The sequence below is a fragment of the Rhizobium sp. CNPSo 3670 genome, assembly GCF_057784555.1.
This window is the reverse complement of sequence record NZ_JBXSOL010000001.1, coordinates 197,839-221,068: the sequence shown is the minus strand read 5'-3', so window position 1 is coordinate 221,068 and position 23,230 is coordinate 197,839. Positions and strand designations below refer to the sequence as shown.

The 23,230-nt window shown below is 62.4% G+C and carries 20 protein-coding genes; 12 read left to right on the top strand and 8 right to left on the bottom strand.

What is annotated here, in order from left to right; translation table 11 throughout:
• The first annotated feature begins 61 nt into the window (after nucleotides 1-61).
• The 9 genes from AC13QO_RS01120 to AC13QO_RS01080 all read left to right on the top strand — a co-directional run bounded on the left by AC13QO_RS01120 (nucleotide 62) and on the right by AC13QO_RS01080 (nucleotide 9,323).
• On the top strand, nucleotides 62-574 hold the full coding sequence (locus AC13QO_RS01120; protein WP_085776588.1) for an A24 family peptidase: 513 nt from the start codon (nucleotides 62-64) through the stop codon (nucleotides 572-574).
• Nucleotides 575-684: 110 nt separating this feature from the next.
• A complete protein-coding gene (gene cpaB, locus AC13QO_RS01115; RefSeq protein WP_085776589.1) occupies nucleotides 685-1,500 on the top strand; it encodes a Flp pilus assembly protein CpaB in 816 nt (271 codons plus the stop codon).
• A gap of 11 nt (nucleotides 1,501-1,511) precedes the next feature.
• On the top strand, nucleotides 1,512-3,008 hold the full coding sequence (locus AC13QO_RS01110; protein WP_488539712.1) for a type II and III secretion system protein family protein: 1,497 nt from the start codon (nucleotides 1,512-1,514) through the stop codon (nucleotides 3,006-3,008).
• Nucleotides 3,005-3,757 carry a CpaD family pilus assembly protein gene (locus AC13QO_RS01105; RefSeq protein WP_085776591.1) on the top strand — a complete coding sequence of 251 codons (753 nt, stop codon included), beginning with the start codon at nucleotides 3,005-3,007 and terminating at the stop codon, nucleotides 3,755-3,757. The genes AC13QO_RS01110 and AC13QO_RS01105 overlap by 4 nt, the downstream gene beginning before the upstream one ends.
• Before the next feature lie 14 nt (nucleotides 3,758-3,771).
• Entirely contained in the window at nucleotides 3,772-5,049 is a 1,278-nt protein-coding gene (locus tag AC13QO_RS01100) for a CpaE/TadZ family protein (protein WP_085776592.1), read from the top strand.
• Nucleotides 5,050-5,079: 30 nt separating this feature from the next.
• A complete protein-coding gene (locus AC13QO_RS01095) occupies nucleotides 5,080-6,558 on the top strand; it encodes a TadA family conjugal transfer-associated ATPase (RefSeq protein ID WP_085776593.1) in 1,479 nt (492 codons plus the stop codon).
• Between the two features lie 4 nt (nucleotides 6,559-6,562).
• Nucleotides 6,563-7,570, top strand: coding sequence for a type II secretion system F family protein (locus tag AC13QO_RS01090; RefSeq protein ID WP_085776594.1), 1,008 nt, complete (start codon nucleotides 6,563-6,565; stop codon nucleotides 7,568-7,570).
• Nucleotides 7,571-7,585: 15 nt separating this feature from the next.
• Nucleotides 7,586-8,572 (top strand): type II secretion system F family protein, encoded by a 987-nt coding sequence (locus tag AC13QO_RS01085; RefSeq protein ID WP_085776595.1) that lies wholly within the window; start codon nucleotides 7,586-7,588, stop codon nucleotides 8,570-8,572.
• A gap of 118 nt (nucleotides 8,573-8,690) precedes the next feature.
• Nucleotides 8,691-9,323 (top strand): LysE family translocator, encoded by a 633-nt coding sequence (locus AC13QO_RS01080; protein WP_085776596.1) that lies wholly within the window; start codon nucleotides 8,691-8,693, stop codon nucleotides 9,321-9,323.
• Nucleotides 9,324-9,364: 41 nt separating this feature from the next.
• Here AC13QO_RS01080 and AC13QO_RS01075 read toward each other — a convergent pair whose 3' ends face one another.
• Nucleotides 9,365-10,204 carry a tetratricopeptide repeat protein gene (locus tag AC13QO_RS01075; RefSeq protein ID WP_085776597.1) on the bottom strand — a complete coding sequence of 280 codons (840 nt, stop codon included), beginning with the start codon at nucleotides 10,202-10,204 and terminating at the stop codon, nucleotides 9,365-9,367.
• A 141-nt stretch (nucleotides 10,205-10,345) separates the two neighbouring features.
• Here AC13QO_RS01075 and AC13QO_RS01070 point away from each other — a divergent pair, with 141 nt between their 5' ends.
• From AC13QO_RS01070 to AC13QO_RS01060, 3 genes are all read left to right on the top strand, one after another.
• Entirely contained in the window at nucleotides 10,346-11,737 is a 1,392-nt protein-coding gene (locus AC13QO_RS01070) for a leucyl aminopeptidase family protein (RefSeq protein WP_085776598.1), read from the top strand.
• A gap of 172 nt (nucleotides 11,738-11,909) precedes the next feature.
• Entirely contained in the window at nucleotides 11,910-12,260 is a 351-nt protein-coding gene (locus tag AC13QO_RS01065; protein ID WP_011423607.1) for a MarR family transcriptional regulator, read from the top strand.
• A gap of 24 nt (nucleotides 12,261-12,284) precedes the next feature.
• On the top strand, nucleotides 12,285-13,142 hold the full coding sequence (locus AC13QO_RS01060) for a C40 family peptidase (protein ID WP_085776599.1): 858 nt from the start codon (nucleotides 12,285-12,287) through the stop codon (nucleotides 13,140-13,142).
• Here AC13QO_RS01060 and AC13QO_RS01055 read toward each other — a convergent pair.
• The 7 genes from AC13QO_RS01055 to AC13QO_RS01025 all read right to left on the bottom strand — a co-directional run bounded on the left by AC13QO_RS01055 (nucleotide 13,139) and on the right by AC13QO_RS01025 (nucleotide 23,151).
• On the bottom strand, nucleotides 13,139-14,530 hold the full coding sequence (locus AC13QO_RS01055) for an amidase (RefSeq protein ID WP_085776600.1): 1,392 nt from the start codon (nucleotides 14,528-14,530) through the stop codon (nucleotides 13,139-13,141). The two genes, AC13QO_RS01060 and AC13QO_RS01055, sit on opposite strands and share 4 nt — an antisense overlap.
• Complete coding sequence (locus AC13QO_RS01050; protein WP_085776601.1) at nucleotides 14,530-15,393, bottom strand: ABC transporter permease; 864 nt, start codon at nucleotides 15,391-15,393, stop codon at nucleotides 14,530-14,532. Before AC13QO_RS01050 ends, AC13QO_RS01055 begins: the two co-directional genes overlap by 1 nt.
• A gap of 3 nt (nucleotides 15,394-15,396) precedes the next feature.
• Nucleotides 15,397-16,344: an ABC transporter permease gene (locus AC13QO_RS01045; protein ID WP_085776602.1), complete on the bottom strand. Its 948-nt coding sequence runs from the start codon at nucleotides 16,342-16,344 to the stop codon at nucleotides 15,397-15,399.
• 390 nt (nucleotides 16,345-16,734) lie between these two features.
• Nucleotides 16,735-18,264 carry an ABC transporter substrate-binding protein gene (locus AC13QO_RS01040; RefSeq protein WP_488539711.1) on the bottom strand — a complete coding sequence of 510 codons (1,530 nt, stop codon included), beginning with the start codon at nucleotides 18,262-18,264 and terminating at the stop codon, nucleotides 16,735-16,737.
• 110 nt (nucleotides 18,265-18,374) lie between these two features.
• Nucleotides 18,375-19,370 (bottom strand): P1 family peptidase, encoded by a 996-nt coding sequence (locus tag AC13QO_RS01035; RefSeq protein WP_085779922.1) that lies wholly within the window; start codon nucleotides 19,368-19,370, stop codon nucleotides 18,375-18,377.
• Between the two features lie 126 nt (nucleotides 19,371-19,496).
• Complete coding sequence (locus tag AC13QO_RS01030; protein WP_003544544.1) at nucleotides 19,497-19,691, bottom strand: hypothetical protein; 195 nt, start codon at nucleotides 19,689-19,691, stop codon at nucleotides 19,497-19,499.
• A gap of 520 nt (nucleotides 19,692-20,211) precedes the next feature.
• Nucleotides 20,212-23,151 (bottom strand): aminotransferase, encoded by a 2,940-nt coding sequence (locus AC13QO_RS01025; protein ID WP_488539710.1) that lies wholly within the window; start codon nucleotides 23,149-23,151, stop codon nucleotides 20,212-20,214.
• Nucleotides 23,152-23,230: the final 79 nt, after the last annotated feature.

The following is a 23,230-nucleotide window of genomic DNA, read 5'->3' as shown; positions in this document are numbered from 1 at the left end:
GCGGGCTCACAGGCTGAACGGCCGTGAGCCTTTTCGCATCATGTCAGGATCGGGTTTAAGCATGATCACAGCCGCAGTCTTTGTGATATTGCCACTCTGCCTCGCCTTCGCGGCCTTCTCGGATCTGTTCACCATGACGATCCCGAACCGTGTTTCCCTGATCCTCATCGCCTCTTTCTTCATTCTCGCACCACTTTGCGGTCTCGGCCTGCAGGCAATCGGCATGCATCTTGCCGCCGGCGCTATCGTCTTTACGGCATGCTTCGCTCTGTTTGCCTTCAATGTGATGGGCGGTGGAGACGCAAAGCTGTTGAGCGCCACCGCCCTCTGGTTCGGCGTGAACGAATCCCTGCTTTTCCTGATGACCGATGTTGCCATTATCGGCGGGCTCATCACCCTGCTCATCCTGCTGGTGAGGGCGCAGTCGAATACCATCCTTGCGATCGGCCTGCCGGTGCCCAACTCTTTGCTGCTCGCCAAGAAGATCCCCTACGGCATCGCCATCGCGATCGGCGGCTTCATGGCCTTCCCGTCCTCGCCGCTCTTCATCGCTGCGCTGGAAAGCTTGAAATAACGGCATTTTAAATGCCCATTAACTTAAAATGTAAGCATTCCATTAACCATAATTATACCAATTCCTGAGCATTCTGCAGGGCGAACATATCGTGCCTTGAGGAATGATCGATGAAACCGGCCCGCCTTATAATTCTAGCTGTCGCCTTGGTGGCAGCCGGCCTAGCCGGGCTCCTGGCAATGCGCATGGCCGGCAGCGGTGGCGTCGTCACGCAGGTGCAGTCGGTCATCGAGAAAGAACCCACCGTCAACATCCTCGTATCGAGCAAAAATCTGCCGGTCGGAGCGAGACTGGGCGACGACACGGTGCATTGGATGGCCTGGCCGAAAGAAGGCGTCGTTCAAGGCTTCATCACCGAAGCCGACAAGCCGGATGCTATCAAGGACCTGCAGGGCGCCGTCGTGCGTCTGCCGATCTTCGAAGGCGAGCCGATTCGGCCCGAAAAAGTCGCCGATTCCAGCAGCCGCATCCTGTCCTCGCTGTTGCCGGCCGGCAAACGCGCCGTCGCGACTGAGATATCTGTGGCAACGGGCGCCGGTGGTTTCATCCTGCCGAACGATCGCGTCGATGTCATCATGGTCCGCAAGGGCACCGAGGCCAACAAGCTCATCACCGAGACCGTGCTGAGCAATGTACGCGTTCTCGCCATCGACCAGCAGATCCAGGAAAAGGATGACGGATCCAAGACCGTGGTCGGCACGACCGCAACGCTGGAACTGACCCCAGACCAGACGAAAGTTCTCGCCGTTGCCCAGCAGATGGCTGACCGGCTTTCGCTCGCTCTGCGCTCCGTCGCCGATGCGCAGGAGCAGGATACCAGTGCGGCGGACTATCTGCTGAGCGGCGACAACGGCAGCGCGATCATTCAGGTCATCAAGTCGGGCTCCATCGTGACGGATGCCGGCGCGGCGCCGAAGGCGGAGTAAAGGACGTGCAAATGGGTAATTCAACGCGGCGCGCCAAGCTTCTCCTGACAGGCTGCCTGTCGCTGGCAATCGGCGCGACCGGCATGGCGCCGGCCTCTTTCGGGCCCCTTCTTGCTGTCAGTGAGGCGCGTGCCGCGGAAAGCCTTGTGCGTATCTCGCAGACCGGCCCCGAGGCCCATCGCCGGCTGAAGCTCGGGCTCAACAAGGCCGTCGTCGTCGATCTGCCGGAGGATGCCCATGATATCCTCGTCTCCGATCCGACCATGGCCGATGCCGTGACCCGCACTTCGCGGCGCATCTACCTGTTCGGCAAGAAGGTCGGCCAGACGAATATCTTTGTCTTCGGCGCCGGCGGGCAGGAGATCGTCAATCTCGATATCGAGATCGAGCGCGATGTCTCGGGCCTTGAAACCAATCTCCGCCGTTTCATTCCCGACTCCAACATCAAGGTCGAAATCGTCTCCGACAATATTGTGCTGACCGGCACCGTTCGCACGCCGCAGGACGCGACGCAAGCGGCCGATCTGGCGCAGGTCTTCCTGAAGGGCGGCGAAGCGACGACGAGAACCGAGACGGCATCCGGCACCGGCGGCGACAGCTCGGTGGCGCTCTTCGCCGAAGGCCGCCAGACGTCGCAGGTCGTCAACCTGCTGCAGATCCAGGGTGAGGACCAGGTCACCCTCAAGGTGACGATCGCCGAGGTTCGCCGCGAGGTGCTGAAGCAGCTCGGCTTCGACAACCTCGTCTCCAATTCCTCCGGCATGACTGTCGCTCAGCTTGGCGCTCCGAGCGCCGACAGCGCCACAGCCACCGTCGGCGGCGGCCTGGCGGCGCTCTTCAAAAGCTCGATCGGCAAATACGACATTTCGACTTATCTTAACGCCCTGGAGCAGGCCAAGGTCGTCAGGACGCTTGCAGAGCCTACGTTGACGGCGATATCCGGCCAGGCGGCGACCTTCAATTCCGGCGGCCAGCAGCTGTATTCGACGACCGACAACGACGGCAACGTCACTGTCGTTCCCTTCAACTACGGTATCAACCTTGCCTTCAAACCGGTCGTGCTGTCGTCCGGGCGCATCAGCCTGGAGATCAAGACGAACGTCTCCGAGCCGGTGGCCGGCAGCGGCAACGCCACCTATCAGCGCCGTTCGGCGGAGACTTCGGTGGAACTGCCCTCGGGCGGCTCGATCGCCCTGGCCGGCCTCATCCGCGACAATGTTTCCCAGACGATGGGCGGCACGCCCGGCGTCTCCAAGATCCCGCTTCTCGGCACGCTGTTCCGCCAGAAAGGTTTCGAACGTCAGGAAACCGAACTTGTGATCATCGCGACACCCTACCTGGTGCGTCCGGTGGCGCGCAATCAGCTCAACCGGCCGGATGACAATTTCAGCCCTGAGAATGACGGTGCAACTTTCTTCCTCAACCGTGTGAACAAGGTCTATGGCCGCCGCGAGGCGCCTGTCGCCGACGCGCAGTTCCACGGCTCGATCGGGTTCATCTACAAATGAGCGGGGCACGGTCGGCAGCAATGGCACAGAACAGAGATCAGGCGATGGCCCATATCAATGCGACGACACACCGCCTCGGTTACTCCAGGGCGCTTTTTGCCGCGGCCGTCATGTCGGTGGCGATCCTGTCCGGATGCGCCGGTCCGCATGACCAGCTGACGACAGGCGGGATCCCTGACGACTACCGCGCCCGCCATCCGATCATCGTTACGGAGGCCGAGCAGACGGTGGATATACCCGTCGCCTCGACCGACCGCCGCCTGACCATCGCGCAGCGCGACCTCATCCGCGGCTTTGCTGCAAACTACATATCACGCGCCTCGGGCCTGGTTTACGTCCTGTCGCCGGAAGGTTCGCCCAATTCCGCAGCAGCCTATCAACTGCGCAACCAGGTCCGCGCCGAGCTGGCGGCGAGAGGGATCGCAAGCTCGAAAATCATCAATACGTCCTATGCCGCTGCCGGTGCCGGCGATGCGGCGCCGATCCGGTTGAGCTTTACCGGCACGACCGCGGTCACGACGCAATGCGGCCAATGGCCGAAGGATATCTCCAACGATTTCGCCAACCAGAACTACTATAACTTCGGCTGCGCCTCTCAGAACAACCTTGCCGCCCAGATCGCCAATCCGGAGGACCTGGTGGCGCCCCGCGGCATGACGCCGATCGATGCACAGCGGCGCAACAACGCCATCCAAGAATACCGGACGACGTCGACGACGATCGAAGATGCCAGCGATAGCGGATTCTGAGGCGGAACGGGACGATGAGCGCAATCGAATACGAAATCAGGAACCCCAGCGAACTTCGCCACGCCGAAGAGGCCGTGCGGATGGCGGATCTGGAAAATATGCGGCCGTTGCCGCGCATCTCGGTTCACGCTTTTTGCGAAAGCGAGGCCCTGCAGCATGTCATGGAACGCTGCGCCAATGATCGGCGCATGGCGAAGGTGAGCATGCGCATCACCAGCGGCGGCATAGCCGCTGCCGCCAACATGTTTGCCGGCGCTCCGACGCCGAACCTGATCATCCTCGAGACCAAAGCCAATTCCGGAAGCCTGCTGGGCGAACTTGCGCCGCTCGCCGCCGTCTGCGATCCGACGACCAAGGTCGTGATCGTCGGCTACTACAATGATATTGGGCTCTATCGCGAACTCATCCGCAACGGCATTTCCGAATATATGGTTCAGCCGGTTGCCATGCCCGACATTCTGGCGGCAATGGCCTCGATCTTCGTCGATCCGGAAGCCGAGCCGCTCGGCCGCAGCATAGCCTTCATCGGCTCGAAAGGCGGCACCGGCGCCTCGACCGTTGCGCATAATTGCGCCTTTGGTATTTCCAATCTTTTCTCCACCGAGACGATCCTCGCCGATCTCGACCTGCCCTATGGCACGGCCAATATCGACTTCGATCAGGATCCGGCACAGGGCATAGCCGAAGCGGTCTTTGCGCCCGATCGGCTCGACGAGGTCTTCCTCGACCGCCTGCTGACGAAATGCTCAGAACACCTTTCCCTGCTTGCCGCACCCTCGCTGCTCGACCGCGCCTATGATTTCGATGGCCAGGCTTTCCAGCCGGTGCTCGATGTCCTGCAGCGCAGCGCGCCCGTCACCGTGCTCGACGTTCCGCACGCGTGGTCGGAGTGGACGCGCACGGTTTTGGCGAGTGTCGACGAGGTGGTCATCACCGCGGTTCCCGACCTTGCCAACCTGCGCAACACCAAAAACATGCTGGACGCGCTGCGCAAGATGCGGCCGAATGACAAGCCGCCGCATCTGATCCTCAATCAGGTCGGCATGCCGAAACGTCCGGAGATATCGCCGTCGGATTTCTGTGAGCCGCTGGAGATCGATCCGATCGCGATCATTCCCTTTGACATCAATCTCTTCGGCAACGCCGCCAACAGCGGCCGGATGATCTCGGAAGTCGATCCGAAGTCGCCGACGGCCGAAACCTTTTCGCAGATATCGCACATCGTCACCGGCCGGGTCGCCATCAAGAAGGCGAAGAAGGGCGGCCTGCTCGGCCTCCTGAAGCGGAAGTAGATGTAGAATGAAGAGATCGGATTAAGCGGCATGTTTGGAAAACGCGGAAACGAAGGTTTCGGAAAGGCCGGAGGCGCAATAGCTCCTCCGCCGCCGCCGGCCCCGGCCGCCGCCCCCGTGGCTTCTTCTCCTGCCGTCCTCGTCGAACCCCAGCGCGAACCCTTGCGCCAGCAGATGACGCCGCCCCCGACTCAGGCGCCGCAGCGCAAGCGGCCCGTTCGCACCGACGAATATTATGATACCAAACAGCAGGTATTTTCCGCGCTGATCGACACGATCGATCTCTCGCAGCTTTCCAAGCTCGATGGCGAAAGCGCGCGCGAGGAAATCCGCGACATCGTCAACGACATCATCACCATCAAGAATTTCGCGATGTCGATCTCCGAGCAGGAAGAACTGCTCGAGGATATCTGCAATGACGTTCTGGGCTACGGTCCGCTGGAGCCCTTGCTGGCGCGCGACGACATCGCCGACATCATGGTCAACGGCGCCGGCCAGACCTTCATCGAAGTTGGCGGCAAGACGATCGAATCGGAAATCCGCTTCCGCGATAATGCGCAGCTTCTGTCCATCTGCCAGCGCATTGTCAGCCAGGTCGGCCGTCGCGTCGATGAATCGAGCCCGATCTGCGATGCGCGCCTGCCCGATGGCTCGCGCGTCAACGTCATCGCGCCGCCGCTGTCGATCGACGGGCCGGCGCTCACCATCCGCAAGTTCAAGAAGGACAAGCTGACGCTCGATCAGCTCGTCCGTTTCGGCGCGATCACGCCGGAAGGCGCGACCGTGCTGCAGATCATCGGGCGCGTGCGCTGCAACGTCATCATCTCGGGCGGCACGGGCTCCGGTAAAACGACCCTCCTGAACTGCCTTACCAACTATATCGACCGGGATGAGCGCGTCATCACCTGCGAGGACACGGCCGAACTGCAGCTGCAGCAGCCGCATGTCGTGCGTTTGGAAACGCGTCCGCCGAATATCGAAGGCGAGGGCGAGATCACCATGCGCGATCTGGTCAAGAACTGCCTGCGCATGCGTCCCGAACGCATCATCGTCGGCGAAGTGCGCGGACCTGAAGTCTTCGACCTCTTGCAGGCGATGAACACCGGTCATGACGGCTCGATGGGCACGATCCACGCCAACACGCCGCGCGAATGCCTGAGCCGTATCGAATCGATGATCGCGATGGGCGGCTTCACGCTGCCGGCAAAGACGGTCCGCGAGATCATCTCCACCTCCGTCGACGTCATCATCCAGGCGGCACGCCTGCGCGACGGTTCGCGTCGCATCACACAGATTACCGAGGTGATCGGCATGGAAGGCGACGTCATCATCACCCAGGATCTGATGCGCTACGAGATCGAGGGCGAGGATGCGGGCGGCCGACTGATCGGCCGGCACATGTCGACCGGCGTCGGCAAACCGCATTTCTGGGATCGGGCTCGTTACTTCAACGAGGAAAAGCGCCTGGCCGCTGCCCTCGACGCGATGGAAGCGAAATCGAAGGAATAGGGTGATGTTCGGATTCGATCCGCTAGTCCTGGCAATCGTCGTCCTCGCCGCTGTATCCGCTGCGGCGGTCGCCTATGTCCTGTTGTTTTCCCGGATCGAGGCCGACAAGAAATCGGCAAGCCGCATCAACCGTGTCAAATCGGCTGAGGTCGACCGCGCCAAGGTCAAGGCTGCCCGCGACCGGGTGCAGGAAATGTCGAAGCGGCGCAAATCGGTGCAGGATAACCTGAAGGATCTGGAAAAGCGCCAGAACGAAAAGACCAAGAAGACCTTGTCGATGAAATCGCGGCTGGTGCAGGCCGGTCTGGCGGTCACGCTGACGCAGTTCTATCTCTTCAGCGCCATCTTCGCTTCGGTGCTGCTGCTCATGGCCTTCATCATCGGCGCGTCGTGGATGGTCATGATCGGCATCGCTTTCGTGGCCGGACTCGGCCTGCCGCGTTGGGTCATCGGTTTCCTGATCAAGCGCCGCCAGAACAAGTTCCTCAACGAGTTCCCCAATGCGCTCGATGTCATCACCCGCTCGATCAAATCGGGATTGCCGCTCAACGATGCGATCCGCCTTATCGCGACCGAAGGCACTGAGCCGGTGAAGAGCGAATTCCGCCGGGTGATCGAAGCCCAGCAAGTTGGCCTCAGCATTCCCGACGCCTGCGCCCGCATGACGCTCCAGATGCCGCTCCAGGAAGTCAACTTCTTCGCGATCGTCATCGCTATCCAGTCGCAGGCCGGCGGCAATCTCTCCGAGGCGATCGGCAACCTGTCAAAGGTGCTGCGCGAGCGCAGGAAGATGAAGGCCAAGGTCTCGGCGCTGTCGATGGAAGCCAAGGCGTCCGCCGTCATCATCGGTGCTCTGCCGTTCATCGTCGCGACCCTGGTTTACCTCACCTCGCCGAACTACATGATCGTCCTTTTCACCGATCCGCGCGGCCATTTCATCATGGGCGCCTCGGCGGTCTGGATGTCGATCGGCATCCTCGTCATGCGCAACATGGTCAATTTCGACATCTAGCGGGAGAGAAGCACCATGTCGCAGGATCTTGCCGCAACGCTGACCAATCCGAGCATGCTGATCGCTGTTTTCGTCGCGATCGCCGTCTTCGCGACTCTCTACACGATCGCCATCCCCTTCTTCGAGCGCGGCGATCTCAGCAAGCGCATGAAAGCTGTCTCGACCGAACGCGAGCAGATCCGCGCCCGCGAACGCGCCCGCATGAACACCGAACCGGGCGCCGGCAAGGCTTCGCTCAGAAATCAGAACAACCGGTCGGTCCGCCAGATTGTCGAACGCTTCAATCTGCGTAAGGCGCTTGTCGACGAAAACACGGTCAACAAGCTGCGTGCCGCGGGTTTTCGCTCGGAAAATGCGCTGAATACCTTTCTCGTCGCGCGCTTCCTGCTGCCATTTCTCTTCCTCGCGCTCGCCGCCTTCTGGGTCTTCGGTCTCGGCGGCCTTGCGGAGCGCGGCATGCCGATGCGAATGCTCGCCGTCATCGGCATCGCCTATCTCGGCTTTTATGCGCCGAATATCTATATCTCCAACCGCATGAGCAAGCGTCAGCACTCGATCAAGCGCGCCTGGCCGGATGCGCTGGACCTGATGCTGATCTGCGTCGAATCCGGCATCTCGATGGAGGCGGCGATGCGTCGCGTGTCGGAGGAGCTCGGCGAGCAGTCGCCGCCGCTTGCCGAGGAGATGGTGTTGACCACCGCCGAACTCTCCTTCCTGCCGGATCGTCGCGTGGCGCTCGATAATCTCGCCGCGCGCACACAGCTCGAGCTGGTGCGTTCGGTGACCCAGGCGCTGATCCAGGCGGACCGCTATGGCACGCCGGTTGCGCAGGCTCTGCGCGTTCTCGCCCAGGAAGGACGCGACGAGCGGATGAACGAAGCGGAAAAGAAGGCGGCCGCCCTGCCGCCGAAACTGACTGTGCCAATGATCCTGTTCTTCCTGCCGGTGCTGATCGCGGTCATTCTCGGCCCGGCCGGCATACAGGTCGCGGATAGGTTCTGAACCGCAAGGGGCCACTTCGACCCGCGTGACCGGCGCTGGCATAGCTGGTAAACGGGATGGTGTCGGGAGCACGGAAGTGACCGTCCCAGCGCAATCCGATTCCGAAGGAGAGGTTCCGATGTCTTCCGCAGGCATTTTCATCAGCATCATGGCAGCCTTGGTCGTCGGCGCGATGAGCCCCGGCCCGAGCTTCGTCGTCGTCTCCAGGATCGCCATCTCGCGTTCGCGGCTGGATGGACTTGCGGCGGCATTCGGCATGGGCGCCGGCGGCGTCGTTTTCGCCGGTCTGGCGCTCGCCGGTCTGACAGCATTGCTGTCGCAATTCGAATGGCTCTATGTGCTGCTCAAGGTGGCGGGCGGTGCTTATCTCCTCTACATCGCCGTCAATATCTGGCGAGGCGCCGCAAAGCCGATCGAGCTTTCCCATGCCGTCAATGGCCATCGTGCACCCGTGCGCAGCTTCATGACCGCATTGCTGACGCAGCTCAGCAACCCGAAGACCATCATCGTCTACGCCAGCCTTTTTGCGGCGCTTCTGCCGCGGACGGTGCCGCTCGATCTTCTCGTCGCATTGCCGGTCGGCGTCTTCGCGGTGGAGGCGGGTTGGTATTCGATCGTGGCGCTCGCCTTTTCGGCCCGCCACCCGCGGCGGCTCTATCTCCATGCCAAGGGCTGGATCGACCGGGCCGCCGGTGCGGTGATGGGCGGTCTTGGTCTGCGGCTCATTCTTTCGGGCCTCAGCGTCAGGTAACTCAGGCGGAGAAGGGCTGGTCCTCCGGCAAAATGACGAGGTCAGTTGGTGTTGCTGTCACCGGCGGCGCCCGGCGCCTTGTCCTTGGCAGCGAGCTTCTGCCAGGAATTCTGCTGCGAGAGCATACCCTTGAGATAGGCCACGTTGGCATCGGCCTGCTGCGGCGAAAGCTCTCGCCGCGCGATCTGTTCGGCTTCTGCAAAACGCCCTTGCAAGCCGACGACGAGGGCAAGATTCTGCCGGACGCGGCTGTCGGCGGTCGGCTGCCCGGCGGCGGAGCGCAGATAGGTTTCGGCCGTGCGCAGATCGCCGGTCAGCACATAGGACATGCCGAGGTTGGAAAGGATGGAAGGTTCGTTCGGCTGAATGTCGAGCGCGTCGCGGTAGCGTTGCCGGGCCTCGCTCGCCCGGCCCATCTGGTCGAGGATTGCGCCTTCGGCCGAGATCAGCCTCCAGTCGGGACGATCCGGTGTCTGGGCGCGGCCGATCGTGTCGAGCGCCTGCTGGAACTGCCCGGCCGCCGCCTGCGCCTTGCCATAAGCGGCCAGCACATTGCGGTCGCCCGGATTGGCGATCGCCACCTGCTGCATGACGGCGAGCGCTTGCGCGTCGCGGCCGCTCATGCGCAGCAGGTTGGCGTAGTTGACGCCGTTGACGGGATCGCGCGGGTTTTTTTCATAGGCCTGGCCGATCCGGTCCGTCGCTGAGCGCAGCTCGGTCGCATCCATCTCTTCGACCGGCTTGGTAAGCTTCGGCACCGAGCCTGTCGTCATCCGGTCCTTGGCCGTCGTCGAGCAGCCGGCAAGAGTGAGGATGATCAGCGAAGCTGCTGCGCCCTGCAGGATACGGTTGGTGGATATGGTGATGCGCGAGGCAGGCATGTTGCGTTCCTGATTCCGAAATCGGCGCCTGACCTCGAAGCGGAACAGGGAAAGGTTTGACGCAATCTTCGCTCCAGCAATAGTCTGTTAACCCTAACAGACCGTTAAGGAGCGATTCCTGACGACCGCCGAAGGACAATCATGGCCCCCTATCAGTTCATCGAAAGACCAACTCCCTTCAACACGAAGGGCGGCTCGACGCTGCCGATCTTTGCCGTCACCCCTGCCCATATCGAGACCGGCACGATCGATCCGATTGCGCTCGATTGGGCGCGTAAGGCAGGCTACAAGGCCGAAAGCGGCTCGCTCTTGCTGATCCCGACTGCCGACGGCCAGCTCGGCGGTGCGCTTTTCGGCCTGGGGACCAACCCGTCCGAACAGCCCTACATCACCGGCAGGCTGGCCCGTGCGCTGCCCGCCGGCGACTGGCACATTGAGACCGCGCCGCTGACGGCAAATCGCCTCGCCCTCGGCTTCGGGCTCGGCAGCTACCGTTTCGATCGCTACAAATCGGAAAAGTCGTCGGCAGCGACCTTGATGATCCCCCGCGATGCCGACGGCGCCGATATCAAGCGCCAGCTCGCCGGCGTCTTTCTTGCCCGCGACCTCATCAATACGCCGACAAACGACATGGGACCGGACCAGCTCGAGGCCGCTTTCCGCGCCCTGGCCGGACATTACAAGGCGGAACTATCGGTCATCACCGGCGATGAACTGCTCACCCAAAATTTCCCGCTGGTTCACACCGTCGGCCGCGCCAGCGCCGATGCGCCGCGTCTTCTTGAGCTGCGCTGGGGCAAGAAGGGTCATCGCAAGGTAACGCTCGTCGGCAAGGGCGTCTGCTTCGATACCGGCGGTCTCGACATCAAGCCTGCCGCCTCGATGCTGCTGATGAAGAAGGATATGGGCGGCGCGGCAAATGTCATGGGACTGGCCCTGATGATCATGGACGCCAAGCTGAAGGTCGATCTGCGCGTCATCGTACCGGTCGTCGAAAACGCCATCTCCTCCAATGCCTTCCGCCCCGGTGACATTTACCGCAGCCGAAAGGGCCTGACCGTCCAGATCGACAATACTGACGCCGAAGGCCGTTTGATCCTGGCCGATGCGCTTGCCTATGCCGACGAGGAAGAGCCCGAACTTTTGATCGACATGGCGACGCTGACGGGGGCTGCCCGCGTTGCCCTCGGTCCGGATCTTCCGCCCTTCTTCACCGATGATGCCAATCTGGCCCATGACCTGACCGAAGCAAGCCTGGAGACGGATGATCCGATCTGGCGCCTGCCGCTCTATGCCGGCTACGAAAAAGATGTCCGCGCCAAATTCGCCGACCTGACGAATGCCCCGGCCGGCGGCATGGCGGGGTCGATCACCGCCGCGCTTTTCCTCAAGCGCTTCGTTAGCAAGACCAAGAGCTGGGCGCATTTCGATATTTACGGTTGGGCTCAGGCCGAACGGCCACATTCGCCAGGCGGCGGCGAGGCACAGGCGATCCGCGCGCTCTTTCACCATATCCGCACCAGCCTGCGCTGACGCCTCCTGGATAATGCTAAGGCGCATTTGCACGACTCTGTTACGCACTGCGCCTGGCGGCCGATCGTTAAAATTTTATTCACCCTGCCGGGCGGCAGTTCCCGCCACCACTTGAATGTCCACGGCAACTGCCGGAAAATGAAACGCTAGCGTAACGATTTCCGGAGGGGCCGTGCCGATCGAACTGACCGCCTCGCAGGCGCTGGGGCTCTGGCATGGCGTGGCGCTCGACCAGGTTCGTCATGACGACCGCGATTTGACATTGCGCCAGATGGCGATCCTCCTGCATATTTACCTCGTGCCGCCGCCCCACACTGTGCGCGGGCTTGCCGCCACGCTCAACGTCACCAAGCCGGTCATTACTCGCGCCTTGGATACGATGGGTGAGATGGGCCTGGTTGATCGCGTGCGCGACGATGCCGACCGTCGTAATGTGATCATCAAACGTACCGTCGGCGGTGCGCTTTACCTGGAAAAGCTCGGCGATCTCGTCCGGGATCAGGGCCGGCGGCTACCGATCTAAAAGGGCGATCTGAAAGGGACATAAATGATGATGCTCGACCGCCGCCTGCATGCCTATCGGCCGGATCTCGCGGAAGCGGGGCTCAAGGGCAAGGTGGAGGCATCGCGCTTCGTGGAAGGCGCCGCAGCGCGTGTTGCCGTTCCCGTCGTTGCCCTGCGCCCAGAGCCGGAACTTGCCCGCGGCATCGATACGGAACTGCTCCTTGGCGAGGAGGTGACCGTTTTCGATCGCGCCGACGGCTGGTGCTGGGTAAAAGCTGCCTCCGACGGCTATGTCGGCTATCTCAAGGCAGAGGCGCTCTCGCAAACCGGGCCGGCGCCAACCCACATCGTCACCGTCCAGCGCACCTTCCTCTATCCGGAGCCGGAGCTGCGCAAGCCGCACCAAGCCATTCTGTCAATGGGAAGCCGCGTTCACATCACCGGCGAGGCAGAAGTGCGCGGCAACCGCTACGTCGTGCTGCCGGACGGCACGGCAATCTTCGCCAGGCACGTGCAACCGATCGGCGCTCTCGACGGTGTCGATTATGTTGCGATCGCCGCCCGTTTCCTCGAGACGCCCTATCTCTGGGGCGGCCGATCCGGCCTTGGCATCGATTGCTCCGGCCTCATCCAGCTGGCGATGCTGATGGTGGGTAGACTGGCGCCGCGTGACACCGACATGCAGGCGGCCGGACTCGGCGAACCGATCGACCGCTCGGAGATCCGCCGCGGCGACCTGGTGTTCTGGAAAGGCCATGTCGCGATATTCGAAGATCCCCAAACCATTCTCCACGCCAACGGCCATAGCATGACGGTGGCGCGTGAGAATTTCGAGGCGGCCGTCGAGCGCATCGGCTCGCTGTACCAACGGCCGACGGGCTATCGCCGCCCGTTTGGCTAAGTGATCGGCCGCTGCGGCCAGATGCTCACGCCGCCGGTCCAATCCTCGAAAGCTTTCGATAGTCTCAGCACCCGCATGTCGTCGAAACGCGGTCCGACGATCTGCAGCCCGATCGGCATGCCCGACCGGGAGAAGCCGCAATTGATCGACGCGGCCGGCTGCTCCGACATATTCCACGGTACGGTAAAGGCGATATGTTCGAACGGTCTCGTCGGATCATTGGTCGGCGATGCCCACTCGGCCGGATAGGAGATGATGGGGTTGGTCGGCGAAAGCAGGGCGTCGACCGTGGTGAACAGCCGTCCGCAACTCCTGCGCATTTCGATCGTCTGATTGAAGCCTCTGACTGCATCGACGCCGCTAATATCGGCGCCGGCCTTCGCCCAATCTCCGATATAGGGCAGGATGCTATCGCGCCGCTCTTCGTTGAGCCCTGCGATATCGCTCCACAGGCGGGCGCGCCAGAACGTGTCGAGCCCGTCAAGCATCGCGCGCGTTAGCACCGGTTGAACGGAAATGATGGTCGCGCCGGCTTTCTCGAAACGTTTCGCTGCCGATTCGACCGCGACCCTGATCTCATCATCGACAGCAAACCCGCAGCCGGCATCGAGCATCAGGCCGATTTTCATGCCTGACATGTCAACAACGAAATCCATCCAGTCGAAATCATTGGACGGCAGGCTGGTCCCGTCGCGCCAGTCGGGCCGTGACAATGTCGCCATGGAAAAAGCGGCGTCCTCGACAGTGCGCGTCATCGGGCCGAGACAGCGCCCGACATAATAGGGATCGGCCGGAATGCGCCCGTGGCTCGGCTTGAAGCCGAAGATGCCGGTCCAACCGGCAGGAAGCCGCACCGAACCGCCGATATCCGTGCCGATGTGCAGCGGCCCGTAACCGGCCGCCGCCGCGGCCGCGGCGCCGGCGCTCGATCCGCCGGGATTCTGCGTCACGTCCCAGGGATTGCGACTGAGAGGGTGGAAGCTCGACAGGCCGGAGGAGAGCATGCCGTAATCCGGGCAGGTGGTTTTGGCGAAGATCACCGCGCCATCCTCGCGCAACCGCGCGGCAGCCGGCGCGTCAGCCTCCGCCGGCTTCAGCTCCATCGCCTTCGTGCCGAGGGGCACCGGCTGGCCCTTCGTCGCGATCAGTTCTTTCAGCGTTGCCGGGATGCCGTCGAGCGTGCCGAGCGCTCGTCCCTTCGCCCAGCGCTCCGTCGAAGCTTTCGCCTGCACGCGCGCGGCCTCCGGGTCGTAGAGGTAGAGTGCTGAGATCGACGGCTCCCAGGCGGCGATATGGTCTTCGAGGGAGAGCCAGTATTCGAGCGGCGAGAGGCTCTTATCGGCGAAGCGTCGCCTGAGTTCACGGATGGTAAGGTCGGTTTCGGCCATCAGCGGCTCGCCTCGCGTGGATCGAGGAGATCGCGCAAGCCGTCGCCGAGCATGTTGAAGCCGAGCACGGTGAGCGCGATGGCAAGGCCGGGCAGGACCGCCAGCCAGGGGGCCAACGCCAGGTAGGTTTGCGCATCCGCAAGCATTCGGCCCCATGTCGGCGCCGGCGGCGCCATGCCGAGCCCGAGAAAGCTGAGGCCGGCCTCGGTCAGGATCGCCAGTCCGAGCTGGATTGTCCCATGCACGATGATCTGGCTGATGATGTTCGGCAGCACATGGCGCAGCGAAATGGTCAGGCGCGTATTGCCGATCGCGCGTGCCGCCGTCACATAATCGCGGCTCCAGGCCTGCAGCGAGGTTGCCAGCGTCACCCGTGCAAAGACCGGAATCATGAAGACGGCGATCGCCGTGATTGCGGTGAACCGCCCCGGCCCGAGAAAGGCGCCGAGCACCATGGCCGACAGGATCGGCGGCAAGGCGAAGATGACGTCGCAGATGCGCATCAGCAGCGCTTCGGCTGGACCGCGGATCGCCGCTGCGGAAATGCCTGATATCGAGCCGAGCGTCCCGCCGATCGCAACCGCGGTGATGGCGATCGACAGGGAGTTCCAGCATCCGGCCATCAGCATCGATGCCACGTCGCGGCCGAACTGATCCGTGCCGAGCAAGCCGAAGGCAAGCGGCGGCTGCAGTTTATGGATGATCTGCATCTTCGCCGGCGGCAGCGGCGTCCAGACGAGCGATAGCAGCGCAACGGCGACCAGCAAGCCAATGATGACAGTGCCCGCGATGAGGTTCATTCGCCGGCTAACTCTGGCAGTTCTTCGGCGGCAGGCGATGGCGGGGGATACGATCTGGGCCATCTTTCAGACCGCCTTTCTCATCCTGGGGTCGATCGCCAGATAGGAGAGATCGACGACGAAATTCACCACGATGACCAAGCCTGCGAAGAACAGCACGACATCCTGCATGACGATGACGTCGCGCTGGGAGAGTGCCTGAAGCGCAAGCCGCCCGAGCCCCGGCAGGTTGAAGACGTTTTCCACCAGCACCGCGCCCGCGACCAGAAAGGTGAATTGCAGCCCGATCATCGTCAGAATCGGGATCAGCGCATTCGGCACGATATGCCGCCACAGCACCGCACTGCTCGACAGCCCCTTGGCCACCGCGGTGCGGGCAAAATCCTCATGCATCGCCTCGAGCACCGCCGAACGTGCGACGCGCGTCAACACCCCCGCCTGCGGCATCGCCAGCGCGACGGTCGGCATGACGAGCGCCTGCAATGCCGGCAGAAACCCCTCGTGCCAGCCAGGAAAGCCGCCCGCCGGCATCAGTCCGAGCAGCGTCGAAAACAGGATGATCATGAGCAGCGCCACCCAGAAGGCGGGCACGGCGATGCTGATCTGCGAAAAGAGCGTTGCGATGATGGCGAAGACACCGCCGCGGCGCGAAGCCGCCAGCGCGCCGAGCGGTAGGGCAATCGCCACCGACAGCACGATTGCCATCAGCGCCAGCGGCAGCGTCACCGCCAGCCGCTCGACGATCAATCCGGCGACCGGGACGCCGTAGGTGTAGGATTGGCCGAGATTGCCCGACAGCACGCCGGCGAGCCATTGGCTGTAACGCAGGATGAGCGGCTGGTCGAGGCCGAGCTCGTGGCGCAACGCCGCCAGCGTTTCCGGACTTGCCGAGGTGCCGAGCATGATCGAGGCGGGGTCGCCCGGCAGAAGATCCATGGCCGCGAAGATCAGCAGCGAGACGATGAGAAGTGTTAGGAACAGGCCGGCGAAGCGGCGGGCGAGGAGGGTGATCATATGGGGTCGAGAGCGGCTGCGGCGGGACGCGGCACGCCCCTTTTGCCCTCACGCGGAGCACCAGACGCGCCGGCGGCGAGTTTGGCGAGAACGCCAACCTCACTTTCCGTCCCCGACCTTGAGCCTGGGATCCATGCCACTGCTGTTGATGGATGTGGTGTGGATGCTCGGGTCAAGCCCGAGCATGACGGAGCGTGAGGCTGGCGGGAGGAGGCAATCAGCGAGCAGATGCCCATGCCAGGAATACCATACGTCAACAAAACCAAACAATGCCGGCCCGGACTGAACTGGCCTGGTGAGGGAGGGTGAGGGCTGCGTGCCATATCGGCCAAATGTATATCGGATCTCTCCAAGGCCATCACCTCATCGCACCCCTACCGAGCCTACCGCTCACTCGTCCCAGGAAACACCGGAAAGCACATTGGAGGGAATCGGCTCGTTCTCCCATAGCCCCTTCAACTTCCTGTCCCAGACACCGAGTTTCGGCATGACGAAAAGGTAGAGCGCCGGCACGTCTTCGGCCAGAATCTTCTGCGCCTCGCCATAGATTGCATTCTGCGCGGCAGGATCGGCGGTCTCCTGGACCTTCTTCATCAGCGCGTCGAAGGCCGGGTTCCTGTAATTGAAATAATAAGGATCGCGCGCATAGATGTCGATGTCGAGCGGTTCGGCATGGGCGACGATCGTCATGTCGAAATTGCGATCCTTCATCACGTCCTGAACCCATTTCGCCGGAAATTCCGTCGGCTCGATGTTCATCGTCACGCCGATCTCGGCAAACATCGCCTGCATCACTTGGGCGCTGCGCGGCGCATAGGCCATCTGCGGCGATTTGATCGTGAAGGTGAAGCCGTTGGCGTAGCCGGCCTCAGTAAGCAGCGCCTTTGCCTTTTCGACATCATAGGGCAGCACGCCGGTCATGTCCTTATAGCCCGGATCGTTCGGCGTGTAGTGGCTGCCGATCGGCGTGCCGAGGCCGGACCACGCCCCGTCGATCACCGTCTGGCGGTCGATCGCCATCATCAGCGCCTGGCGGACGCGCTTGTCGTCGAAGGGCTTCTTCGCATTGTTCATGCCGGCGACGACCTTGAGTTCGGTATTGCCGACCTTGGTGATGAGTCTGGTATCGCCGTCGAAGGAACTCATCAGCTCAGGCGCGGCAAATTCCGGAAAGGCGTCGAGATCGCCGGATTTCAGCGCGGCCGCCTGCGCCTGCGGATCGGCGATGAAGCGGAAGGTCACCTTCTCGAGCTTGGCAACCGCATCCTTGTTCCAGTAGTCGCCATTCCTGACGAGTTCGACCCTGTCGCCCTTCGTCCAGCTGGCGAATTTGAAGGGACCGGTGCCGATCGGCGTCACTTTGTCGTTGTCGGCCGTCTTCGCGGCGACCATGACGGATGCCGGCCAGCCGAGCCAGTAGATCAGGCTGCCGGTCGGCGCCGAGAGATGCAGCACCAGCGTTTCTGCGTCTGGCGTCTCTATCGAGGCGATCGAGGTGAAGAAGCGCTTCTGCGGGTTTACCGAATCCGCCCCGCGGGCGCGGTCCAGCGAAAACTTGGCGGCAGCGGCATCGAATGCTTCGCCGTCATGAAATTTGACGCCGGTCCGCAGCTTGAACGTATAGATCAGGCCATCGGCCGAGATTTCCCAGCTTTTCGCCAGCTGCGGCTGGACCTTGCCGGTCTGATCAATCGTCACCAGCCCCTCGAACACATTCTGCCAGGTGACCTGGCCGATCGCAACCGGTGCGGCGATCGTCGGGTCGAGGCCGGTTGGTTCGACGCTCATGCCGAGATTGAGGGCGGTCTTGGCCGCTTCAGCCGGTGTCATTGCCGTCACTACGAGACCGGCCGACAACGCAGCACCGAGGGAAAGCCGCTTGATGAAGCACCCCGAAGACGCAAACGAAACCTTGTTCATCATATCCCCCGGCACATGATTCGGTTCTCACCAGCTCGTCGAAAATACATCAGCGCCAGGATCTGCATTCACGTGTCTCCGCCATTCTATCAGGTTGCGACCCTATTCAATCAATGGCGTTCAGCATAGCGGTCTCGCCATGCTATTTGTCCGCCTTCGGCTGGAAGGGCGCTTGCCATATAGACGCCGCGCGCGATTGCCCGCGCCATCACGATCGTGGCGAGGTGGCAAAGTTCCACCAGGCTTGCCATGTCGTTTCTGGAATGTCTGGCGGTCGAAGCGGCAAAGACGGTATCGCCGTCGAGCGGCAGATGTGCCGGCAGCAGCGCCCGGGCAAGGCCGTCATGACCGGCAAGTGAAAGCCGATGCGCTTCCGCCTTCGTCAGCTGCGCGTCGGTCACGACAGCGCCGATCGTCGTTGCCGGCGTGCTCATTCCCTTGAGCCGCATTCGGTGATCGGTCGTCGCAGGCATGCCGAGCCCGCCGAACTCGCCGTCTTTCTCGAAGGGTGCCGCCCAGAAATGCGGCCCGTCGGCGATCGTTGCCGAACCGAGCGCATTGACGGCGACGATCGCACCGATGCGGTGACCGGCGCTGCTGACCGCACTGGCCGAGCCGAGCCCGCCCTTGAAAGTGGCCGTCGTCGCCCCTGTGCCGGCGCCGGCGGTGCCGAGCGCAAATTCACCCTTGGTCGCGGCCTTCAGTGCCGCATAGCCCATCTCACGATAGGGTGAGTGAAGGCCCCAATCCTTGTCGCCCCCGTTCAGCAGGTCCATCAGGATCGCTTGCGGTACGATCGGAATCCTGACTGGCCCGACTGAAAAGCCGCGGCCGGCTTCGCGCAAGCCCGCCTGCACGCCGCCGGCCGCATCGAGCCCGAAGGCCGAGCCGCCCGAGAGTACGAAGGCATCGACGGCACTGACGGTCATCGACGGGTCGAGCAGGCCGGTGTCACGTCCGCCCGGCGCGCCGCCGAGCACCGCGCCGGAGGCAACCGCCGGCTCGTCGAAGACGATGACCGTGACGCCGGATCCCAGCACGAGGTCGGTCGCATGGCCGACGGAAACGCCTTTGATGTCGGTGAGCAGATTGAGAAGATCGGGCAAGGGCTGATCCTGGTGGCGCTGATACAGCCGATAGGACTGCAATTGCCCTCAAAAAACAAGACCGGCCCTTTTGGCAGGACCGGTCACATCGGAAAAGCCGCGAAAGTCGGTAGCGGCCGCATGCCGTCAGGCATGAAGCGGCTTCGGATGACGGCGGGTCATCAGGTCGTGGATGGCCAGCCGCACCTCGTCGGGCGAACCGAACCGCTGCTCATCGAGGTCGTGGACATGGAATTTCACGGCGATGAACTTCAGCCGATCTTCGTCGGGGATAACGATGCCGACGGGAACGCCTGCGTATTCGATAACTTGCTTCTTCATAGATAGAACTCCTGCCGCGCGGGCATGCGCAGCCATGGCGAATTGACTTGTCTGGTACCGTTGAAAGGAGGACGAACGTCACATTCGACAGTTCGGGCGGGAGAGGGCGCCCGGACGGTCATTGCCAAGCACAGATCGCCCAAGGAGAGTGGCGAGAATTTCGATATCTATCATGTCTCGTTCCTTTCGTTGGCGTTGCGCTCGATGGTCCCGGAAGAGCCCGGGGCCGGTGATTGCTGTCTTCAATATCTACTAACTTAGTAGAGATTACCCGACAGGCTGTCGGAAACATATTCCGAAACGTGTCAAAATATCGACGATCCGAAAAAATTCATTCCATCCTGGCCCGAACTTACAGAAGGAAACATATCAGCTCTTCGTAAAATTCGCATGACAGAATCGAAACTCTTTCGACGCCGCAGCAGAAATAGGAAGTCTGTCTGATTCCGGCAATGGGCCTCATCGTTAAAAATCGAGATGCCTCGAAATGGCCGATTTGGTTAACGTCCGAAAGCATGGATCACCAGCCTTCCTGGAGCACCTTTTCCAGCATGTCTGCGAAGAAATCCGCGCTTTCGATACTGAGGCAGAGCGGCGGCTTGATCTTCAGCACATTTTGGTGATCGCCGGTCGGCTGCATGACGATACCGAGCTCGAGAAGCCGGTCGCAGATCGCCGCCGTCTCTTCCGTCGCCGGCTCAAGCGTCGTTCTGTCGCGGACGAATTCCAGGCCGAGATAGAGACCCATTCCGTGGACGGCGCCGGCGATCGCGTGCCGATCGATCAGCGCGGCAAGCCGCGCCTTCAGATGATCGCCGACCGTGCGGACATTTTCCTGCAGCTTCTCCTCAGCCATGATATCGAGCACCGTCATGCCGGCGACGCAGCTGACCGGGCTGCCGCCGGTGGAGGAGAAGAAAGGCCCTTGCTTCTCCAGCGACTGCGCAATCTCCCGTCTGGTGATGACGGCGCCGAGCGGATGGCCATTGCCCATGCCCTTGGCAATAGTGATGATATCGGGCACGACCCCTTGCTGTTCGAAGCCCCAGAAATAATGGCCGAGCCTGCCGTAACCGACCTGCACCTCGTCGGCGATGCAGAGCCCGCCGCGGGCGCGCACCTCGGCGTAGATCTCCTTCAGGTACCCTTCCGGCAACGGAATGCCGCCGGCATTGCCGTAGACCGATTCGCAGATGAAGCCCGCAAGGCCTTCGCCGCCGGCGTCGATCGTCTCGAGTATCGGCTTGACGGCGGCCAGGTAGCTCGCCGCCGTGTCGGGTCCGCGAAACGCGCCGCGATAGGTATTCGGCGAAACGGCCGCATGCACCCAATCCGGTCGGGTGGTCAGCGCCAGCGGATTGTCGGCGATCGAAGTGGAGACGGCGTCGCTCGCCGCCGACCAGCCATGATAGGCCTCGAGCAGGCAGAGCATGTTGCGGGCGCCGCTATGGGCCTGTGCCAGTTGAATCGCCAGATCGTTCGCCTCGGAACCGCTGTTGACGAGGAAGACCGCGTCGAGGCCATCAGGCGCGAGCGCCGCGAGACGCTCGGAAAACTCCGCAATCGCCGCATAGTGGAAGCGTGAATTCGTATTGAGCCGCAGCCATTGGGCGTTGATTGCCGCCGCCAATCTGGGATGGCCGTGGCCGACAATCGTGACATTGTTGACCATGTCGAGATAGGCGCGGCCCTCGACATCGAACAGATGTTCCCTCCAGCCGCGCTCGACCTGCGGCGGCGCGGCATAATAGTTCTTCTGGGCGCCGGCAAGATGGGCCTGCCGCCTGACGAGCAGTTCGGCGGTCTCCGGTTGCGGCGCATCCGCTCCCGGGCTGAGAAGGGATGAAGGCGAAGGGCAGAGCACCGACCAGGCCGCTGCCTCGCGCGGCGTGGAAAAGAGCGGCGGTTCGAGGCCCACGACGCTGCAGAGCTGGAGGCGCAGGCCACCGAGCGACGAAGTCTCTCCGAAAACCGAACCGAGCGGATCGCCGGCGGCAAGCACGGTGCCATCCTCGACCCCACCCTCGATAAAGGGGGCGAGCCCATCGAGGTGCAAGGTCATGCTCTCGTCCGTCAGTGTCAGATGGTGGTCCTTCCAGCCGATGCGGCCGGCAAAGGGCGCTGCGACCGCACTTCCTGCAGCAAGGCAGATGTCGACATGCAGGGCGAAGGTCGCCTGTGCCCTCGTGTTTCCGAGGGCAGCGCGGGAAAGCCGATATTCACCATAGCGCGTCGCCGCCGTCCCGTTTTCGGTTGCAGCCCGGGCAAGCAGCCGCCAATCCATGTCGGCGTCCAGCCAGTTGCCTGCGGAAAAATGGGCACTTCCTACGCCAAGGTCGACATAGGCGATCGTGGTGGGGTCGATATCGGGCAGCAGGGGAAGCCATTCTGGTGCCGACGGGGCGGCGACATCCGCGCCGGCCGCCTTGAGGATCGCAGCTTCCATGAGTTCGAAAGGAACCGACATTGCCGTATCGAAGATCGCCCGCTCGCGGTCGAGATTGCTGCGGACATAATCGTTATCGGGATCGATCGACATCTGCTGTTCGCTGCTGGCGACGAGGATGACCGCGCGTGCGACGATCAACGGCCACAGTGCTTTCAGTTCTTCGTCGGTCAGCGGATAGATCGCCTGATAGGCGGTGACGGCGGGCAGGATATGAAACGGATCGCCATTCGCCTGATGCAGCAGCGAAGCGCAGGTGACGGCAAGATCGCCGACCAGCCAGCCGCGGATGATGTCGCCGAAATCGATCACGCCATCAGGGATCGTGTGGCCACGGGCGTCGCGATGGCCGACGACATTGTCGCCGGTGACGTCGTGATGGACGGCCTGAAGCCGAAGCGACGGCGCCAAGGGCTGGATGCGGCGAACGGCCATCACCATGGTTTTCGCGATCCGGTCGCGGGCAGCGCTGTCGGTGATGGCGGACAGCAGCTGTACGGCGACAGGGCCGGCGCGTCGCAAATCCCACTGCAGGCTACGGTCGAGGCCGGGATGGTCGAAATCGGCAAGCGCCTGCGCCAGTCTCGCGCAGAGCGCGCCAAGCGCCGCGACGGACGCCGGCGCCACATATCTCATCTCCGTCAGTCCCTGGCCTTCCAGATATTCCAGCAGCCGGACCTGATAGTCCCGCCCGCGCACCGTAAGGACGACAATTTCCCGCCCGTCATTCGTGGCGATCACCTTCGGAACACGTGGCGCGTCCTGCCGGCTCTTGAGATGATGGAGCGCGGCATTCTGCGCCTCGAGCTCGCGGGCCTCGTAGGCGGCGTGGCAGATCTTCAGGACGTATCGACCGCGATCACTGTCGAGGCGGTAGTTCCGATCCTGCTGGCTGCCGAGTTCGGAGAGAATGCCGGATAGGCTATAATGGGCAAGAAGGATTTCTTCCGCGTCACCAACGGTAACGTCGGGACGCGGCAGCGTCATGCGATCAACAAGCGCCTCGTCGGTCATGACACCCCTCCCGCAGCATGATTCGATTACCCCTTAAGCGCGATAATCAAATACTTGCCGCTGGCAGGCAACGGGAGAT

Coding starts and splice junctions, on each gene's coding strand:
- AC13QO_RS01100 (WP_085776592.1), top strand. CDS start 3,772: ATGAGCGCAATCGAATACGAAATCAGGAACCCCAGCGAACTTCGCCAC.
- AC13QO_RS01040 (WP_488539711.1), bottom strand. CDS start 18,264: ATGAACAAGGTTTCGTTTGCGTCTTCGGGGTGCTTCATCAAGCGGCTT.
- AC13QO_RS01090 (WP_085776594.1), top strand. CDS start 6,563: ATGTTCGGATTCGATCCGCTAGTCCTGGCAATCGTCGTCCTCGCCGCT.
- AC13QO_RS01025 (WP_488539710.1), bottom strand. CDS start 23,151: ATGACCGACGAGGCGCTTGTTGATCGCATGACGCTGCCGCGTCCCGAC.
- AC13QO_RS01075 (WP_085776597.1), bottom strand. CDS start 10,204: ATGCCTGCCTCGCGCATCACCATATCCACCAACCGTATCCTGCAGGGC.
- AC13QO_RS01030 (WP_003544544.1), bottom strand. CDS start 19,691: ATGAAGAAGCAAGTTATCGAATACGCAGGCGTTCCCGTCGGCATCGTT.
- AC13QO_RS01120 (WP_085776588.1), top strand. CDS start 62: ATGATCACAGCCGCAGTCTTTGTGATATTGCCACTCTGCCTCGCCTTC.
- AC13QO_RS01070 (WP_085776598.1), top strand. CDS start 10,346: ATGGCCCCCTATCAGTTCATCGAAAGACCAACTCCCTTCAACACGAAG.
- AC13QO_RS01095 (WP_085776593.1), top strand. CDS start 5,080: ATGTTTGGAAAACGCGGAAACGAAGGTTTCGGAAAGGCCGGAGGCGCA.
- AC13QO_RS01110 (WP_488539712.1), top strand. CDS start 1,512: ATGGGTAATTCAACGCGGCGCGCCAAGCTTCTCCTGACAGGCTGCCTG.
- AC13QO_RS01050 (WP_085776601.1), bottom strand. CDS start 15,393: ATGGCCCAGATCGTATCCCCCGCCATCGCCTGCCGCCGAAGAACTGCC.
- AC13QO_RS01085 (WP_085776595.1), top strand. CDS start 7,586: ATGTCGCAGGATCTTGCCGCAACGCTGACCAATCCGAGCATGCTGATC.
- AC13QO_RS01045 (WP_085776602.1), bottom strand. CDS start 16,344: ATGATCACCCTCCTCGCCCGCCGCTTCGCCGGCCTGTTCCTAACACTT.
- AC13QO_RS01060 (WP_085776599.1), top strand. CDS start 12,285: ATGATGATGCTCGACCGCCGCCTGCATGCCTATCGGCCGGATCTCGCG.
- cpaB (WP_085776589.1), top strand. CDS start 685: ATGAAACCGGCCCGCCTTATAATTCTAGCTGTCGCCTTGGTGGCAGCC.
- AC13QO_RS01055 (WP_085776600.1), bottom strand. CDS start 14,530: ATGGCCGAAACCGACCTTACCATCCGTGAACTCAGGCGACGCTTCGCC.
- AC13QO_RS01080 (WP_085776596.1), top strand. CDS start 8,691: ATGTCTTCCGCAGGCATTTTCATCAGCATCATGGCAGCCTTGGTCGTC.
- AC13QO_RS01105 (WP_085776591.1), top strand. CDS start 3,005: ATGAGCGGGGCACGGTCGGCAGCAATGGCACAGAACAGAGATCAGGCG.